Raw genomic sequence first — 14,581 nt, 5'->3', positions numbered from 1 at the left:
GTTTAGCCTGGTCGTAACGTTACGAGGAGGACGGATGGCGGCTGATGCCAGCGCGATCATCGCGGGGCTCGGCGGTGCGGGCAACATCATCGACATCGAACCCTGCATCACCCGGTTGCGTACGGAGGTGCGTGACGTCTCCAAGGTCGACCAGGCCGCGCTCAAGGCGGCGGGCGCGCACGGCGTCATGGCCGCGGGCAACGTGGTGCAGGTCGTCGTCGGGCCCGAGGCGGACACGATCGCCAGCGACATCGAGGACATCATCGGCTAGAGGGCGAGACCATGACGACTGTTCTCGCCCCGGTCGAGGGGGTGGCCGTGGGGCTGTCGGCGGTGCCCGACCCGGTGTTCTCCGCGGGCATGGTGGGGCCGGGAACGGCGATCGATCCGGCGAGGGAACCCGGCAAGGCCGTAGCCCCAATAACCGGAAAAATCATGAAATTGCATCCGCATGCCTATGTCATCGTCGGGGATGACGGCAAAGGCGTGCTGGTGCATCTGGGCATCGACACGGTCCAGCTGAAGGGGAAGGGCTTCGAGTTGCTGGCTGCCGAGGGCGACAGAGTCCGCGCGGGCCAGCCCGTGGTGGCCTGGGACCCGGCGGCGATCGAGGCCGGTGGCCGCTCGCCGGTCTGCCCGGTGGTCGCGCTCGACGCGCCCACCGGTGCGGTGACGGCCATGGCCGGCGGGCCCGTGCACGCCGGCGACGAGCTTTTCCTGTGGGACTAGACAGAGCTGTGGGACCAGCGCCGGGGCCGGGTGGTCCGGACCGGTTGGACAAGGAGGAGTACATGGCCGAGCGCAAGGTCACCGTGGCGGCGGAAGTGGGCCTGCATGCCCGCCCGGCGGCGACATTCGTGCAGACCGCCGTCAAGGCCCCGATGGACATCACCGTGAGCAAAGGGGTGAGCGGCCAGCCCGTCAACGGCAAGAGCATCCTGCAGATCCTGGGGCTGGACGTCCGGCAGGGCGAGGACATCGTGATCAAGGCCGAGGGTGAGGGCGCCGACGAGGTGCTCGACGCACTGGCGGCGATCGCCGGGACACCGTGAACCTGCGGGGGGCCGGGGTCAGCCCGGGGATCGGGACGGGTCCCGCGTACGTGCTGACCGGGGCCGTCCCCGAGCCCCCCGCCGGTTCCACGTACGAGGGCCCGCCGGAGCCGGAGCGCGAACGCGCGGTGGCGGCGCTCGGACAGGTCGCGGGGGAGCTGGAGGCCCGGGGCAACCGGGCCGGCGGCGAGGCCAAGGAGATCCTCAAGGCCCAGGCGCTGATCGCCGAGGACCCCGGGCTGGTGGTCGGGGTCAAGGCCCTGATCGACGAGGGGATCGCGGCCCCCCGCGCGGTTTACCAAGCTTTCGCGAAATATCGGGACATGCTGGTGAGTGCGGGTGGGTACCTCGGCGAGCGGGTCGCCGACCTGGACGACATCAGGGACCGCGTGATCGCCCGCCTCACGGGCCACCCCCTGCCGGCCCCGCCGCCCGTTCCGGGCGCGGGTGAGCCGTACGTGCTGATCGCCGTTGATCTGGCGCCCGCCGACACCGCGTTGCTGTCGAAGGACGCCGTGGCCGCGTTCGTGACCGAGGCCGGCGGGCCGACCAGCCACACCGCGATCCTGTCCAGGGCGATGGGCGTGCCCGCCGTCGTGGCCTGTCCGGGCGCGACGGAGATCCCGGCCGGCACCCGGGTGCTGGTCGACGGCAACACCGGGGAAGTACGGCTGGAGCCCACCGAGTCCGACATCGCCCGGCACGTCAGCGCCCACGACGCCCGGCGGCGACGCATGACGACCGGCGGCCCCGGCCGGACCTTGGACGACTTCCGGGTGCAGCTGCTGGCCAACATCGGCGGCCCGGACGATCTAGACGAGGCGCTGGCCGCCGGGGCCGAGGGTGTGGGGCTGTACCGGACCGAGTTCCTGTTCCTGGGGCGGACCGAGGCGCCGTCCGTGGCGGAGCAGGAGGCGGCCTACCGGGCGGCGCTGGCCGCGTTTCCCGGCGGCAAGGTGGTGGTGCGGACGCTGGACGCCGGAGCCGACAAACCGCTGGCGTTCCTGCCGTCCGCCGCACCCGAGCCGAACCCGGCCCTGGGCGAGCGCGGCCTGCGGCTGTTCGAGAGGTATCCCGAGGTGATGGCCGCCCAGCTGGAGGCGCTGTCCGTGGCGGCGGCGGTGAACCGGTCGGGTGCGGTGCGCGTCAGTGCGGCGGCGGCCGAGCTCCAGGTGATGGCTCCGATGGTCGCCACGGCCAAGGAGGCCCACTGGTTCGCCGACGCCTGCCACGCCAGGGGGCTCCCGCAGGCGGGCGTGATGATCGAGATCCCGGCGGCGGCACTGCGGGCGGAGAGCCTGGTCACCGTGGTCGACTTCGTGTCGATCGGGACCAACGACCTGGCGCAGTACGCCTTCGCCGCCGACCGCCACTCCGCCGCGCTGGGCTCGCTGCAGGACCCGTGGCAGCCCGCGCTGCTCGACCTGGTCGCCATGACCGCGACGGCCGCCTCCGACAACGGCAAACCGTGCGGCGTCTGCGGGGAGTCGGCCGCCGATCCGGCCATGGCCTGCGTGCTCGTGGGGCTCGGGGTGTCGACGCTGTCCATGGGGGCCGCCGCGCTGCCCGCCGTACGGACCGGGCTGGGGGCGCACACACTCGACCAGTGTCAGCTCGCCGCGCAGGCCGCGCGGGGAGCGGCTACGGCGGCGCACGCCCGCGCGGCGGCCCGCTCCCACCTGCCGGGCCTCGTCGAGCTGGGGCTCTGACCGGACCGGGAGGAAGAGGGCATTTGTCAGCTGCGTGACTCAGGGGTCCCGCGGCATGGATACCTTTGAGAGCATGTTTCGACGGACAGGCACGGCTGGGCTCCTCGTGATGGCTCTCGCGGCATGCGCCGGCGGAGGTGGCGGCCCGGCGGGTGCGGCTCCGGCGACCCGGCCGGAGGTGGCGCCGCCGTCGACGGTTCAGCAGAGCTCGTCGTCGGCCGGCGAGGGCGGCGGGTTGTCGCGGGTCCTGTCGAAGATGAGCGTGGAGGAGAAGGTCGGCCAGCTGTTCATGCCCGTCCTGTACGGCACGGGCCCCGGCAGCGTGTCGGGCGAGAACCAGGCGAGATACGGCGCGCAGACCCCCGCCAAGGTGGTCGCCAAATACCACCTCGGCGGCGTGATCCTCTTCCCGGCGAACATCCAAAGCGTCGGCCAGGTCGTCGACCTGACCAACGGGCTGCAGCAGGCGTCGAAGGACGTGCCGCTCCTGATCGGCACCGACCAGGAGAACGGCCTGGTGTCCAGGATGGGCGCGCTGATGACCGACTTCCCCGGCGCCTCGGTCATAGGCTCGACCAAGGACACCGCGAACGCGCGAGCCGTGGCCAGGGCCACCGGCGAGGAGCTGCGCGCGGTCGGCGTCAACCTGGACTTCGCCCCGGTCGCCGACGTGAACATCGACCCGAGGAACCCGGTCATCGGCAAGCGCGCCTTCGGCGACCAGCCCGGCGAGGTGGCCAAGATGGTGGCCGCGTCGGTCAAGGGCTTCAACGACGCCAAGGTCGCCGCCACCGCCAAGCACTTCCCCGGCCACGGCGACACCAACATCGACAGCCACACCGGGCTGCCGGTGATCAAGCACACGAAGGAGCAGTGGGAGCGGATCGACGCGCCGCCGTTCAAGGCCGCGATCGCCGCCGGCGTCGACGCCGTGATGAGCGCGCACATCGTCTTCCCCAAGCTCGACCCGTCACGTGACCCCGCGACGCTGTCCAAGCCCATCCTGACCGGGCTGCTCCGCAACAAGCTCGGCTTCCAGGGCGTGATCTCCACGGACGCGCTCAACATGGACGGGGTGCGCAAGAAGTACAACGACGCCGAGATCCCCGTACGAGCCATCCAGGCGGGTGCCGACCTGCTGCTCATGCCGAACAACCTGCCCGTGGCCTACAACGCGGTGCTGGCGGCGGTGAAGTCGGGCAAGATCTCGCCGCAGCGGCTCGACCAGTCGGTGACGCGGCTGCTCAAGCTCAAGCAGGCCCGCGGCCTGCTGCCCAAGGCGCCCGTGGCGTCGGCCGCGCAGGCGGCCAAGGTGCTCCGCAGCGCGGAGCACCGCAAGGTGGCCGCCCGCGCCGCCCGCTAGCGCGGTCCTCCGTGGGGTCAGCTCAAGGGAACCTGACCATGGTCAGGGAATTTGAGCCGCCCTTTAGCTGGGGTTTGTGTGGGTCTGCGGGTGATGTGCGACGCTCAACTACCCTAGAACGGGATTCCAAGGAGGGGCCTTGATCACAGGGGTACTGATCGACTGGGGCGGCGTGCTCACCACCAGTCTCTCCGTCTCCATCGGCAAGTGGATCGAGGCGGACCGCATCGACGACCGCCACTACCGATCCGTCATGCGCGAGCTGATCGACCAGGCCTACGGCGGCGAGCAGGAGAGCGTCGTGAACGCGCTGGAGCGCGGGGAGATCGACGGGGCCGCGTTCGAGCGCGACCTGGCCGCCCGGCTGCTGACCGTCGACGGGGTGTCGCCCGCGGCCGAAGGGCTGCTGGAGCGGATGTTCGCGGGCTTCGAGCGGGTCGACGCGATGTACGACATGCTGCGCGACGTCAAGCGCAACGGCGTCAAGACGTGCCTGCTGTCCAACTCCTGGTCCAACGTCTATCCCCGGGACGACTGGGACGAGCTCTTCGACGCGGTCGTGATCTCCGGAGAGGTCGGCATGCGCAAGCCGGAGCCGCGCATCTTCGAGCACGCGCTCGGCCGGGTCGGGCTGCCCGGCGAGGCGTGCGTGTTCATCGACGACATCGAGATCAACATCATGGCCGCTCGGGGCCTCGGCATGGCGGGCATCCACCATCGCGACGCCGATTCGACCATCGCGGAACTCGAGACTCTGCTCCAACTTCCGTTGCGACGGGCATGATAGAGCCCCTGCACGCTGTGAAAGGTTCGTGATGCGCGTCTATTTGCCGTGCACGCTCCCCGCGCTGGCCCGAGCGGTCGAGGCGGGGGAGCTAGGCCCGGCCCCGCTGACCGGCTACGCGGTGACCCCCGCGCTGACCGAGTGGTACGCCTCGGGTGACACCGAGGAGCTCGAATACGTGGCTCTCACGGAGGCCGCCCGCGCCTCGCTGCGCAGGCTGGCCGCCGACCGCGCCGACGGCGTCGAGGCGTCCTCCCGGCGGGTGGTCGTCGTCGCCGAGGTGCCCGACGGTACGCTCTCCGTGGGCGCCGACCTGGAAGAACGGGCCCGAGTACGCGTGACGGAGCCGGTTCCGATGGGCAAGGTGGCCGCGGTCCACGTCGACGACCTCTACGCGATTTCGGACATCCAGGCCGCGGTCGCCGCCCTCCCCGCCGCCGACGAAGGCGATGACGACGCCCGCTTCACCGTGGACGGCGCCGAGGCTCACGAGCTCATGTGGTTCGCCACGCAGGAGATTCCCGATCTGCTGCAGACACGTTAGGTACACGTTAAATAGCTCACAGTACCTTGACCTTTTCTTGAAACTTCTCGCTAAGGTCCTGACGGATCCCCATCCCGAACCCAAGGAGTCGGTTCCAGTGAAGTTTCGAGTGACGGCCATCGCGGTCGGCGCGGTGGCGGCGGCCCTCCTCACGATCTCCCCCGCGAGCGCGCAGGCGGCCGGCAGGAATTACTACGATCACAAGGACCCCTACACGACCGGCTGTGGCAACGCGGCCAAGGTGGTGCGGACCGGCTCGCTGAGCAACCGCATCGACGGCAAGGTCGGCACGATCCAGCTCTGGTGGTCGGGCAGGTGCAAGACCAACTGGATCGAGATCAGGACGGCCTCGTCCGCGCACGGCACCATCAGCGTCTACACCGACAAGGGGTACGACCGCTTCTCCTTCAAGCAGGGCAACGGCGGCCGTCACTGGGGCAACATGATGTACGGCAACAACATGTGCGCCTGGGGCAGTGCCAGCGTCGTGTTCGGCAGCGGCCGAGGCGGCCAGAACGGCTCCGGCGGCACCACCAAGGCATGCGGTTAGCGGGTCTGACCCGCAGTCACGGGTGAAGCCGCGGCCGACCGGCCGCGGCCTCGCCGTCCAGCCTTAACCGGGATGTCACACCCCCCGGTTAAACTGATCGTGACATGACAAAGCACATCATCTGGGACTGGAACGGCACGCTGTTCCACGACATCGACGCCGTGGTCGGGGCCACCAACGAGGTCTTCAGGCCGTACGAGCTGCCGCCGCTGACCGCTGACGACTTCCGCGCGGTCTACACGCGACCCATCTGGGTCGCCTACGAGCGGCTGCTCGGCCGTCCGCTCAACGAGGGCGAGTGGGAGCTGCTCGACAACGGCTTCCACGAGCACTACTTCCGCCTCAGCGTCGCCTGCCGGCTGGCCGCCGACGCCGAGCTGTCGCTCACCAGCTGGACGGGCACCCAGTCGCTCTGCTCGATGGCCCCGCACACCCACCTGGTGCCGCTGATCGAGTCCTTCGGCATCACCCGGCACTTCACCAGGGTCGACGGCCTGGTGGGGCTGACCGGTGGCGAGAAGGCCGCGCACCTGACCGCGCACATCGAGGCCATCGACGTCGAGGCCCGCGAGATCCTGGTGATCGGCGACAGCGTCGACGACGGGCTCGCCGCCAAGCACGTGGGCGCCAGGGCCGTCCTCTACACCGGTGGCATGACGACGCGCGCCGAGCTGGAGGCGACCGGGCTGCCGGTCGTCGACACGCTCGCGCAAGCGCTCACCTATGCCTGAATCCCTCAGCAGGCAGTCTTCAACGGGCAGATGGCCGTACCCTGGCTGAATCCCCCACAGGAGGTCGCCATCAAACGCCTTGTGCTCTGGAACATCGACCTCACCTTGGTCGACGTCGCGATCGTGACCAGGGACGCCTACGCCGAGGCGTTCCGCGCCGTGACGGGGCGGCCGCTGCTCAAGCTGGCGCCGGCGCGCGGCCGGCCCGACTCCGAGATCGTCTTCGAGACCCTCGCGGTCAACGGCATCGTCACCGAGGACGACACCCTGCCGAGATTCCTGTCCGCGCTGGCGATGGCCTTCGCCGACCGGCGCAAGCGGTTGGCCACCGAGGGCCGCGTGATGGCGGGGGCCAAGGAGGCGCTCAAGGCCGTCGCCGGGCTCGACGGCGTGGTCCAGTCGGTGCTCACCGGCACGATCAAGAGCAACGCCGTGCACAAGCTCAGGGCGTTCGGGCTGGACAAGCACGTCGACTTCGAGCTGGGCGGCTACGGCGAGGAGGTCTACCCCAAGGCGACGCTGCTCCAGGTCGCCCAAGGGCGGGCCAAGGCGCGCTTCGGCGTGCCGTTCACCTCGGCCAACACCGTGGTGATCGGCGACTCGACGCGTGACGTGCAGGCCGCCAAGATCGGCGGGGCGGCGATGATCGGGGTGGCCTCGGGGCGGTCGATGGCGAGCGAGTTGCGCGAGGCCGGGGCCGATCTCGTGCTGCCCGACCTGTCCAACGCCTCGGAGGTGGTGGCCGCGGTCGCGGGCCTCACCACGCCGGTCGACCGCCGACCGGTCAGCCCCTGACCACCAGTCCGCACATCAGCCGGTCCGCACATCAGCCGGTCCGCACATCAGCTCAGGGTGCACATCAGCTCAGCGCGCTGAGGAAGCGGGCCGCGATCGGGGCCGCCACCGCGGAGCCCGCGCCGCCGCCCTCCACGATCACCGCGAACGCCAGGTCCTCCCGGTAGCCGATGAACCAGGAGTGCGCCGGCGGCTCCTTGCCCGAGCCGTACTCCGCCGTCCCGGTCTTGCCGGCCGTACCGGAAGGGAACTTCACCGCCTGCGCGGTTCCGTCCGTGACGACGGCGGGCATGAGCTCGCGCAGGGCCCGCACCACGCCGTCCTCCAGGGGGCGCGGCCGGAGGGTGCGGTCCGGCACCAGTTTCTGGGCGACCAGCCGGGGCGGGCGCCAGGAGCCGTCGGCGATGGCGGCGGCCACCGAGGCCATGTTGAGCGGGCTGGCCAGCACCCTGCCCTGCCCGATCGAGGCGGAGGCCAGGTCGGTGTCGTCCTTCGGCGCCGGGAACTCGGCCTTCACCGCCGGCACGCCCGGCGTGATCGCGGAGCCGAAGCCGAAGGCGCCGGCCACCTCGGCGAGCCGGCCGTTCCCGAGCTTGGCCACCCCCATGGCGCCGAACGTGGTGTTGCACGAGTGGGCGAAGGCGTCGCGGAAGGAGAGCCTGCCGTAGTCGTGGAAGCCCGCGTTGTGGAAGGGGAACCCGCCGATGTTCTGCTCGGCCGGGCACTCGACCTGCTCGTCCGCCTCCGCCCCGTCCGCGACCAGCGCGGAGGCCGTCACGACCTTGAACGTCGAGCCGGGCGGGTATTTGCCGAGCAGCGCCCGGTTGAACCCGCCCGGCTTGTTGACCACCGACAGGATCTCGCCGGTCGACGGCCGGACGGCGACCAGCGAGGCCGGCTTGCGCACGCCGTCGAGCGCGGCGGCGCCCGCCCGGTGCACCTTGAGGTCGATCGTGGTGTGCAGCGGCGTCCGCTCCGCCGGCTTGACCACGGTCTGGAGGAACTGCTCGCCCTGGTAGAGGTCGATCCTGCGGGACTGCCCGTCGGCGAGCCGGTCCGGATAGGTCTGCTTGAGCCCTTCGACGAGTTGCAGCACCGAGCCGGGCGCGTCCGGGGTGTCGACGCGGCTGCCGTCGGCCGCCAGGACCGGGACCGTCGCGGCCTTCTCCGTGACCAGCCGCAGGGACCGGCCCTGCTTGAGCGAGGGGTTGATGGCGGCGGGGGTCCAGTCGACCTTCCATCCGCCGCCGCGTTCCACGAGCTTGAGCCTGCCTTCGTACGTCCAGCTCTTCGGGCCGGTGAGGCCGGCGTGGAAGGCGATCACACCATCCGAGCCGCTGGCGTCGCGCTTGAAGGTCGCGCCGGTCAGCTTGAGGTCGTTACGGAAGCGCTGGTGCCAGCGCTCGAAGTCGGCGGGCGGGTCGGCGACGAGCTCCCGCATCCGCGCATAGTTCTGGACGGACCAGGCGGACAGGTACGAGTCCGCCGTCTCCTCCGGGGTGCCCTTCGTACGCAGCACCCAGATCGTGCCGGCCGCCGCGACAGCGGGGACCAGTACGGCGGCGGTGACCCACGGCCATCGGCGTTTTCGCCTGGGCGGCGACTCCGGCTGAAGATTCATGAACATTGTCCCCCTTGGTGGCCCCATGCGGCCGAGCACACCAGAGCCCGCCGCGCGGTGTCCAATACCGATATGAGCGCTAGATAGATATAAATGTGGATATAGTTGCTGGTCATGGACCTTGTCCGGCATCTGCGCTACTTCACCGTGGTGGCGGAGGAACTCCACTTCGGCAATGCCGCGATCCGGCTCGGCATGGCCCAGCCGCCGCTCAGCCAACGCATCAAGCGCCTGGAGGAGGAGCTCGGCGTGCGGCTCTTCGACCGCTCCGCCCGCCAGGTCCGGCTGACCGAGGCGGGCCGCCTGCTGGTCGGGGAGGCTCGCGAGATCGTGGCCAGGGCCGACCGGCTGCGCGAGCTCGTCCGCCACGGCGAGGGCCGGACGCTCAAGCTCGGCGTCCCGCCCGACCTGGCCGCCGCGGTAATCGCCGCCCTGGTCGAGGGCTTCCGCGCGAACAATCCGGACGTACGGCTCACGCCGGCGGAGATCTGGACGGCCGATCAGGTGGCCGCACTGACCGAAGGCGCCATCGACGTCGGCATCGTGCGCCACCCGATCAGCGCGCCGGGGCTGCGGTTCGGGCAGGTGCTGGTGCAGCCGCAGGGCGTGCTGCTGGCCGAGGGCGACCCCCTGGCCGTGGCCGGGGAGGTGCACCTGGCCGACCTGGCGGGCCGCGAACTGCTGATGCCGCCCAAGGAGGGGGAGCCGGGGCTGCATGCCGCGACGCTGGCGGAGTGCCGCCGCCACGGCTACGTGCCCGCCCAGGTGCACCAGGGCGCCGGGCTCGGCCTGGTGCTCGCCGGGGCGGCGGTGGCGTTCGGGGCCAGGATGGACCACCCTGGGATCGTCTGGCGCCCGCTGCTAGGCTCGCCGATCAGTTCCCGGGTCTCTACGGCCTGGCGAGTGGAGACGGACGCGGTCGCCGGCTTCTCGGCGGTGGCCGTACGAACGCTGAAAGAGAGCGCCGGGATGACGGACGAGGCCGCGGCGCCCGTGCGGCACATCAGCCGCAGACCCGGGATGCTGGCATGAACGAGCCGGATCTGGCCGCGCTGTTCGGCGCGGCGGGCGTGACCGGGTGGCTGCACGCGACCGACCTGCGCTCGGGCCGGGAGATCGGGCTCGGCTCCGACGAGCCGCTGCCGACCGCCTCGATGTTCAAGGTGCCGCTGATGGTGGAGTTCTGCCGCCAGACCGACGCCGGGCTGCTCGATCCCGCGAGCCGGGTGACCGTGGGGGCCGCCGACCGGGTGACCGGGCCCACCGGCCTGTGCGCGATGCTCGACGACGTCACGATCTCCCTGCGCGACCTGGGCCACCTGATGATCACGCTGAGCGACAACACCGCCGCCGACGCGCTGCTGGCCAGGGTCGGGCGCGAGGAGGTCAACGCGATGCTCGACGGGTTCGGACTGCGCGAGACGCGGGTGCGGCAGAGCTGCCGGGACATCTACGAGAGCATGGCCGAGGACGCCGGGCACGGCTGGCCGTACCTCGATCCGGAGGACGTCGCGCGGCTGCGGGTGCTCGACCCCCCGCGCGCCAACAGCGCCACGCCGCGCGAGACGACCACGCTGTTCGGGCTGATCTGGCGTGATCAGGCGGCCTCGGCGGAATCGTGCGCCTGGATGCGCAACGTCCTGAACCTACAGGTCTGGCCGCACCGGCTGGCTTCCGGCTTCCCGTACGACGACGTGGAGGTCAGCGGGAAGACCGGGACGCTCCCGACACTCCGCAACGAGGCCGGCGTGATCGAGTACCCCGACGGCGGCCAGTACGCGGTGGCGGTGTTCACCCGCTCGGTCAGCACCGCGCTCAACCAGCCGCGCGCCGACGCGGTGATCGGCACGGCTGCGCGTATGGCGGTGGACCACCTACGTCGGTAGCTAGTTATGTGGCGGTTCGGGTATGACTTTCCCCCTACCGGCCGACAGGATGGGGCACATGGTTGCTGAAGGCACACTTCTCTGGGAACCGACCGAAGACATCATCGCGCGCGCCAGGCTGACGCACTATCTGGAGTGGCTGGGCCGGGCCGGGTCGGACTACGAGGAGGTGTGGCGCTGGTCGGTCGACAGTCCGGCGGAGTTCTGGACGTCGATCTGGGACTACTTCGAGGTCATCGGCGAACGTGGTGACGGGCCCGTCATGACCGGAACGATGCCGGGCACCGATTGGTTCACCGGGAGCTCCGTCAACTACGCCGAGAACGCGCTGCGCGAACGCACCGGCACCGCGGTCGTCTTCCTCTCGGAGGACGGCGCCCGCCAGGAGCTGACCTACGCCGAGCTGCGCGACGAGGTCGCCCGGGTCCGGGCGGGCCTGGTACGCCTCGGCGTCGGGCGCGGCGACCGGGTGGCCGGCTACCTGCCGAACATCCCGCAGGCCCTGATCGCCTTCCTTGCCACCGCGTCCCTCGGCGCGATCTGGTCGGCCGGCTCCCCGGACTTCGGCGTGCCGAGCATCGTCGACCGGTTCAAGCAGATCGAGCCCAAGGTGCTGATCGCGGTCGACGGCTACCACTACAACGGCAAGAGCTACGACCGGTCGGCGGCCGTCAACGAGATCGCCGCCGAGCTGCCCACGCTCCGCGCGACCGTGTGGATCCCCTACCTTTCGGCGGCCGAGGAGGGGCAGCCGCCGCAGCGGGCCGAGCCCGGCGCCGCGCACATCGACTCCGTGCCGCACGGCGAGGTGATCGGCTGGGAAGGGCTGCGCGCGGAGGCGGGGCCGCTGGAGTTCGAGCGGGTGCCGTTCGGTCACCCGCTGTGGATCCTTTACTCCAGCGGTACGACCGGGCTGCCCAAGCCCATCGTGCACGGGCACGGGGGAGTGATCCTCGAACACCTCAAGTCGCTCTCCTTCCACCAGGATCTCGGCGAGGGGGACGTGTTCTTCTGGTACACCACCACGGGCTGGATGATGTGGAACTACCTCATCGGCGGCCTGCTGGTGGGCGCCACCCCGGTGCTGTACGACGGCTCGGCCACCTACCCCTCCGCCGCGGTGCTGTGGCGGATCGCCGCCTCGGAAGGGGTGACCTATTTCGGGGTCGGCGCGCCGTACATCATGGCCTCGCTGAAGGCCGGGATCACGCCCGAGGGGCTGGAGGCGCTGCGCGGCATCGGCTCCACCGGGTCGCCGCTGCCGCCCGAAGGGTTCGCCTGGGTGGCCGAGGAGCTGCCGGGGATACCGCTCGGGTCGTTCTCCGGCGGCACCGACGTGTGCACCGGCTTCGTCGGCGCGACCGTGCTGCATCCGATCCGGGCGGGCATCATCCCGTGCCGGTCGCTGGGGGCGCGGGTGGAGTCGTTCAACCCCCTGGGCGAGCCGGTCGTGGGGGAGGTGGGCGAGCTCGTGCTCACGCAGCCGATGCCGTCGATGCCGGTCATGTTCTGGAACGACCCCGACGGTGACCGCTACCGCGAGAGCTATTTCGACGTCTACCCGGGCGTGTGGCGGCACGGCGACTGGATCAAGCTGAACGAGGACGGCAGCTGCGTGATCTACGGCCGCTCCGACTCGACGCTGAACCGGGGCGGCGTACGGATGGGCACCAGCGAGTTCTACCGGGTCGTCGAGCGGTTCGACGAGATCGCCGACAGCCTCGTGATCGACACCGGCCAGCTCGGCCAGGAGGGGCGGCTGCTGCTCTACCTCACGCTGGCCGAGGGTGCCACGCTGTCGGACTCGCTGGTCGAGGCCCTGCGTACGGCCCTGCGGCAGGAGCTGTCACCCCGGCACGTGCCCAACGAGATCCACGCGGTGCCCGGCATCCCGCGCACCCTGTCGGGCAAGAAACTGGAGGTGCCGGTACGCAAGATCCTCCTCGGCACCCCGGTCGAGCAGGCGGCCAACCCCGACGCCATGGCCAACCCCGAGGTGCTGCGGCACTTCAAGCCCTGACCCCCGCTTCAGGCCGCCCTGAGCGGGCGCAGCGCGGTACCCCAGGAGACGACCTGGTCCAGCATCGTGGTGACCATCTCCTCGCGGTGCGCGGCGGGCTTGAAGTCGGTGAACCCCTCGAAGTCCGTGTGCAGCGAGAGCGTGACCTGGGCCGGCACGTCGGCGACCTTGACCCGGCCGAGCACCTGCCTGAGGTGTTCGGCCGCGCGGGCGCCGCCGTCGACGCCGTAGCTGACGAACCCGGCCGCCTTGTCCGCCCACTCGGCGTAGAGGAAGTCGATCGCGTTCTTCAGCACACCCGAGGTGGAGCTGTTGTACTCCGGGGTCACGAACACGAAGCCGTCGAACGAGGCGACGCGCTCCGACCAGGCGCGGGTGTGGGGGTGTTCGTACTGGCCATAGGCCGCCGGGAACGCCTCGTCCAGGTGCGGCAGGTCGAAGTCCCGCAGATCCACCACCTCGAACTCGGCGTCGCCGCGCTTGGCGGCCAGGCCGTGCACCCACTCGGCCACGGTGTCCCCGTTGCGCCCCGGCCGGGTGCTGCCGACGATGATGCCAATCCTGATCATGATTTATCCCCTTGGATGATGATTTTTCCGCGTGTCTGACCGGCCTCGGCCCGGCGATGGATCTCGTCGAGGCCGGTCAGCGGGTGTGTCTCGGCGACCTCCACCAGGAGCTCGCCCTTGTCGATCAGCGCCACCAGCCGGGCCAGGTGCGCCGGCTCGTTGCGGGCCACGAAGTGGGTGGCTCGCGGCGAGTCGATCGGGGTGGCGATGGTGACGATCACCTCGCCCAGCGTGGCCAGCGTCGCCGCCTGCTCCGGGCCGATGGCCACCAGGTTGAGCACCACGTCCATGCCGCCGGGTAACGGGGTCGTGGTGTAGTCGACGACCTCGTCGGCACCGTAGCGCCGCACCGCCGCCGCGCTGCGCGGACCGGCCGTCGCGATCACGGTCGCGCCCGCCAGCTTGGCCAGCTGTACGGCGAACAGCCCCACCCCGCCGCCCGCCCCGTTGATCAGCACCCGCTGCCCCGGCTCGACGCGGGCGTGCTCGTGGACCGCCTGCCAGGCGGTGAGCCCGGCGACCGGGATGGCGGCGGCGTCCGCCAGCGGGAGCCGCTCCGGCGCCCTGACCAGCGAGCCCGCCGCCGCCACCGTGTACTCGGCCGCCGCCCCCTCCACGAGGCCGACGACCCGGTCGCCGGCGGCGGGCACGTCCACGCCCGCGCCCACCTCGACGACCGTGCCGGCGAGGTCCAGGCCCAGCGTGTACGGCAGGGTGACCGGGAGCAGGTCCCGCAGGTACCCGGCCCGCAGCCCCACCTCGGACGGGTTGAACGAGGTGGCGGCCACCTGGACCAGCACCTCCCCGGGTCCCGGCGAGGGCCGGGGGATCCGGTCGTAGCGGATCACGGACGCGTCGCCGTACTCGTGGATCCGGGCGGCGGTCATGGTTGGGCTCATGGGGCACAACGGTAGGAGTCAGGAGCGAGATGGCCAATGCTTGCGTATCTGCTTTTTA

16 protein-coding genes are annotated in these 14,581 nt (G+C 70.8%); 13 read left to right on the top strand and 3 right to left on the bottom strand.

Features of this window, described 5'->3' with window-relative positions; all coding sequences use genetic code 11:
• Positions 1 to 7: 7 nt before the first annotated feature.
• From LDL49_RS30440 to LDL49_RS30395, 10 genes are all read left to right on the top strand, one after another.
• Entirely contained in the window at positions 8 to 271 is a 264-nt protein-coding gene (locus LDL49_RS30440) for a PTS sugar transporter subunit IIB (RefSeq protein ID WP_263655705.1), read from the top strand.
• Positions 272 to 282: 11 nt separating this feature from the next.
• Complete coding sequence (locus tag LDL49_RS30435; protein WP_225295897.1) at positions 283 to 729, top strand: PTS sugar transporter subunit IIA; 447 nt, start codon at positions 283 to 285, stop codon at positions 727 to 729.
• Positions 730 to 791: 62 nt separating this feature from the next.
• A complete protein-coding gene (locus LDL49_RS30430; RefSeq protein ID WP_225295895.1) occupies positions 792 to 1,052 on the top strand; it encodes an HPr family phosphocarrier protein in 261 nt (86 codons plus the stop codon).
• Positions 1,049 to 2,761: a phosphoenolpyruvate--protein phosphotransferase gene (gene ptsP / locus LDL49_RS30425; RefSeq protein WP_225295893.1), complete on the top strand. Its 1,713-nt coding sequence runs from the start codon at positions 1,049 to 1,051 to the stop codon at positions 2,759 to 2,761. The genes LDL49_RS30430 and ptsP overlap by 4 nt, the downstream gene beginning before the upstream one ends.
• A 109-nt stretch (positions 2,762 to 2,870) precedes the next feature.
• Complete coding sequence (nagZ, locus tag LDL49_RS30420) at positions 2,871 to 4,124, top strand: beta-N-acetylhexosaminidase (protein WP_225295891.1); 1,254 nt, start codon at positions 2,871 to 2,873, stop codon at positions 4,122 to 4,124.
• Between the two features lie 139 nt (positions 4,125 to 4,263).
• On the top strand, positions 4,264 to 4,908 hold the full coding sequence (locus LDL49_RS30415) for an HAD family hydrolase (RefSeq protein ID WP_225295889.1): 645 nt from the start codon (positions 4,264 to 4,266) through the stop codon (positions 4,906 to 4,908).
• 31 nt (positions 4,909 to 4,939) lie between these two features.
• Positions 4,940 to 5,452: a DUF6912 family protein gene (locus tag LDL49_RS30410; protein ID WP_225295887.1), complete on the top strand. Its 513-nt coding sequence runs from the start codon at positions 4,940 to 4,942 to the stop codon at positions 5,450 to 5,452.
• Between the two features lie 97 nt (positions 5,453 to 5,549).
• Complete coding sequence (locus LDL49_RS30405; protein WP_225295885.1) at positions 5,550 to 6,002, top strand: DUF2690 domain-containing protein; 453 nt, start codon at positions 5,550 to 5,552, stop codon at positions 6,000 to 6,002.
• Between the two features lie 104 nt (positions 6,003 to 6,106).
• A complete protein-coding gene (locus LDL49_RS30400) occupies positions 6,107 to 6,733 on the top strand; it encodes an HAD family hydrolase (RefSeq protein ID WP_225295883.1) in 627 nt (208 codons plus the stop codon).
• Between the two features lie 30 nt (positions 6,734 to 6,763).
• Positions 6,764 to 7,528 (top strand): HAD family hydrolase, encoded by a 765-nt coding sequence (locus LDL49_RS30395; RefSeq protein ID WP_225295881.1) that lies wholly within the window; start codon positions 6,764 to 6,766, stop codon positions 7,526 to 7,528.
• A gap of 64 nt (positions 7,529 to 7,592) precedes the next feature.
• Here LDL49_RS30395 and LDL49_RS30390 read toward each other — a convergent pair whose 3' ends face one another.
• Positions 7,593 to 9,149, bottom strand: coding sequence for a penicillin-binding transpeptidase domain-containing protein (locus LDL49_RS30390; protein WP_225295879.1), 1,557 nt, complete (start codon positions 9,147 to 9,149; stop codon positions 7,593 to 7,595).
• A gap of 114 nt (positions 9,150 to 9,263) precedes the next feature.
• On the opposite strand from LDL49_RS30390, the gene LDL49_RS30385 reads away from it, so the two are divergent.
• From LDL49_RS30385 to LDL49_RS30375, 3 genes are read left to right on the top strand one after another with little or no spacing between them, the layout of a single operon-like run.
• Positions 9,264 to 10,181 (top strand): LysR family transcriptional regulator, encoded by a 918-nt coding sequence (locus LDL49_RS30385; RefSeq protein ID WP_225295877.1) that lies wholly within the window; start codon positions 9,264 to 9,266, stop codon positions 10,179 to 10,181.
• Positions 10,178 to 11,035, top strand: coding sequence for a serine hydrolase (locus LDL49_RS30380; RefSeq protein ID WP_225295874.1), 858 nt, complete (start codon positions 10,178 to 10,180; stop codon positions 11,033 to 11,035). The genes LDL49_RS30385 and LDL49_RS30380 overlap by 4 nt, the downstream gene beginning before the upstream one ends.
• A 58-nt stretch (positions 11,036 to 11,093) precedes the next feature.
• Positions 11,094 to 13,055: an acetoacetate--CoA ligase gene (locus LDL49_RS30375; RefSeq protein ID WP_225295872.1), complete on the top strand. Its 1,962-nt coding sequence runs from the start codon at positions 11,094 to 11,096 to the stop codon at positions 13,053 to 13,055.
• A gap of 8 nt (positions 13,056 to 13,063) precedes the next feature.
• Here LDL49_RS30375 and LDL49_RS30370 read toward each other — a convergent pair whose 3' ends face one another.
• On the bottom strand, positions 13,064 to 13,624 hold the full coding sequence (locus LDL49_RS30370; RefSeq protein ID WP_225295870.1) for an NADPH-dependent FMN reductase: 561 nt from the start codon (positions 13,622 to 13,624) through the stop codon (positions 13,064 to 13,066).
• Complete coding sequence (locus tag LDL49_RS30365) at positions 13,621 to 14,523, bottom strand: NADP-dependent oxidoreductase (RefSeq protein ID WP_225295868.1); 903 nt, start codon at positions 14,521 to 14,523, stop codon at positions 13,621 to 13,623. The genes LDL49_RS30370 and LDL49_RS30365 overlap by 4 nt, the downstream gene beginning before the upstream one ends.
• Between the last annotated feature and the right edge of the window lie 58 nt (positions 14,524 to 14,581).

This window comes from Nonomuraea aurantiaca, from assembly GCF_020215705.1.
GTDB classification, from domain to species: domain Bacteria; phylum Actinomycetota; class Actinomycetes; order Streptosporangiales; family Streptosporangiaceae; genus Nonomuraea; species Nonomuraea aurantiaca.
Note: the sequence above shows the minus strand (reverse complement) of the source record. Positions and strands in the feature narration are given on the sequence as shown.

Excerpts from the sequence above, each read along its gene's own strand:
- LDL49_RS30435 (WP_225295897.1), top strand. The coding sequence starts at position 283 with ATGACGACTGTTCTCGCCCCGGTCGAGGGGGTGGCCGTGGGGCTGTCG.
- LDL49_RS30430 (WP_225295895.1), top strand. The coding sequence starts at position 792 with ATGGCCGAGCGCAAGGTCACCGTGGCGGCGGAAGTGGGCCTGCATGCC.
- nagZ (WP_225295891.1), top strand. The coding sequence starts at position 2,871 with ATGGCTCTCGCGGCATGCGCCGGCGGAGGTGGCGGCCCGGCGGGTGCG.
- LDL49_RS30410 (WP_225295887.1), top strand. The coding sequence starts at position 4,940 with ATGCGCGTCTATTTGCCGTGCACGCTCCCCGCGCTGGCCCGAGCGGTC.
- LDL49_RS30400 (WP_225295883.1), top strand. The coding sequence starts at position 6,107 with ATGACAAAGCACATCATCTGGGACTGGAACGGCACGCTGTTCCACGAC.
- LDL49_RS30395 (WP_225295881.1), top strand. The coding sequence starts at position 6,764 with ATGGCCGTACCCTGGCTGAATCCCCCACAGGAGGTCGCCATCAAACGC.
- LDL49_RS30390 (WP_225295879.1), bottom strand. The coding sequence starts at position 9,149 with ATGAATCTTCAGCCGGAGTCGCCGCCCAGGCGAAAACGCCGATGGCCG.
- LDL49_RS30385 (WP_225295877.1), top strand. The coding sequence starts at position 9,264 with ATGGACCTTGTCCGGCATCTGCGCTACTTCACCGTGGTGGCGGAGGAA.
- LDL49_RS30380 (WP_225295874.1), top strand. The coding sequence starts at position 10,178 with ATGAACGAGCCGGATCTGGCCGCGCTGTTCGGCGCGGCGGGCGTGACC.
- LDL49_RS30375 (WP_225295872.1), top strand. The coding sequence starts at position 11,094 with ATGGTTGCTGAAGGCACACTTCTCTGGGAACCGACCGAAGACATCATC.
- LDL49_RS30370 (WP_225295870.1), bottom strand. The coding sequence starts at position 13,624 with ATGATCAGGATTGGCATCATCGTCGGCAGCACCCGGCCGGGGCGCAAC.
- LDL49_RS30365 (WP_225295868.1), bottom strand. The coding sequence starts at position 14,523 with ATGAGCCCAACCATGACCGCCGCCCGGATCCACGAGTACGGCGACGCG.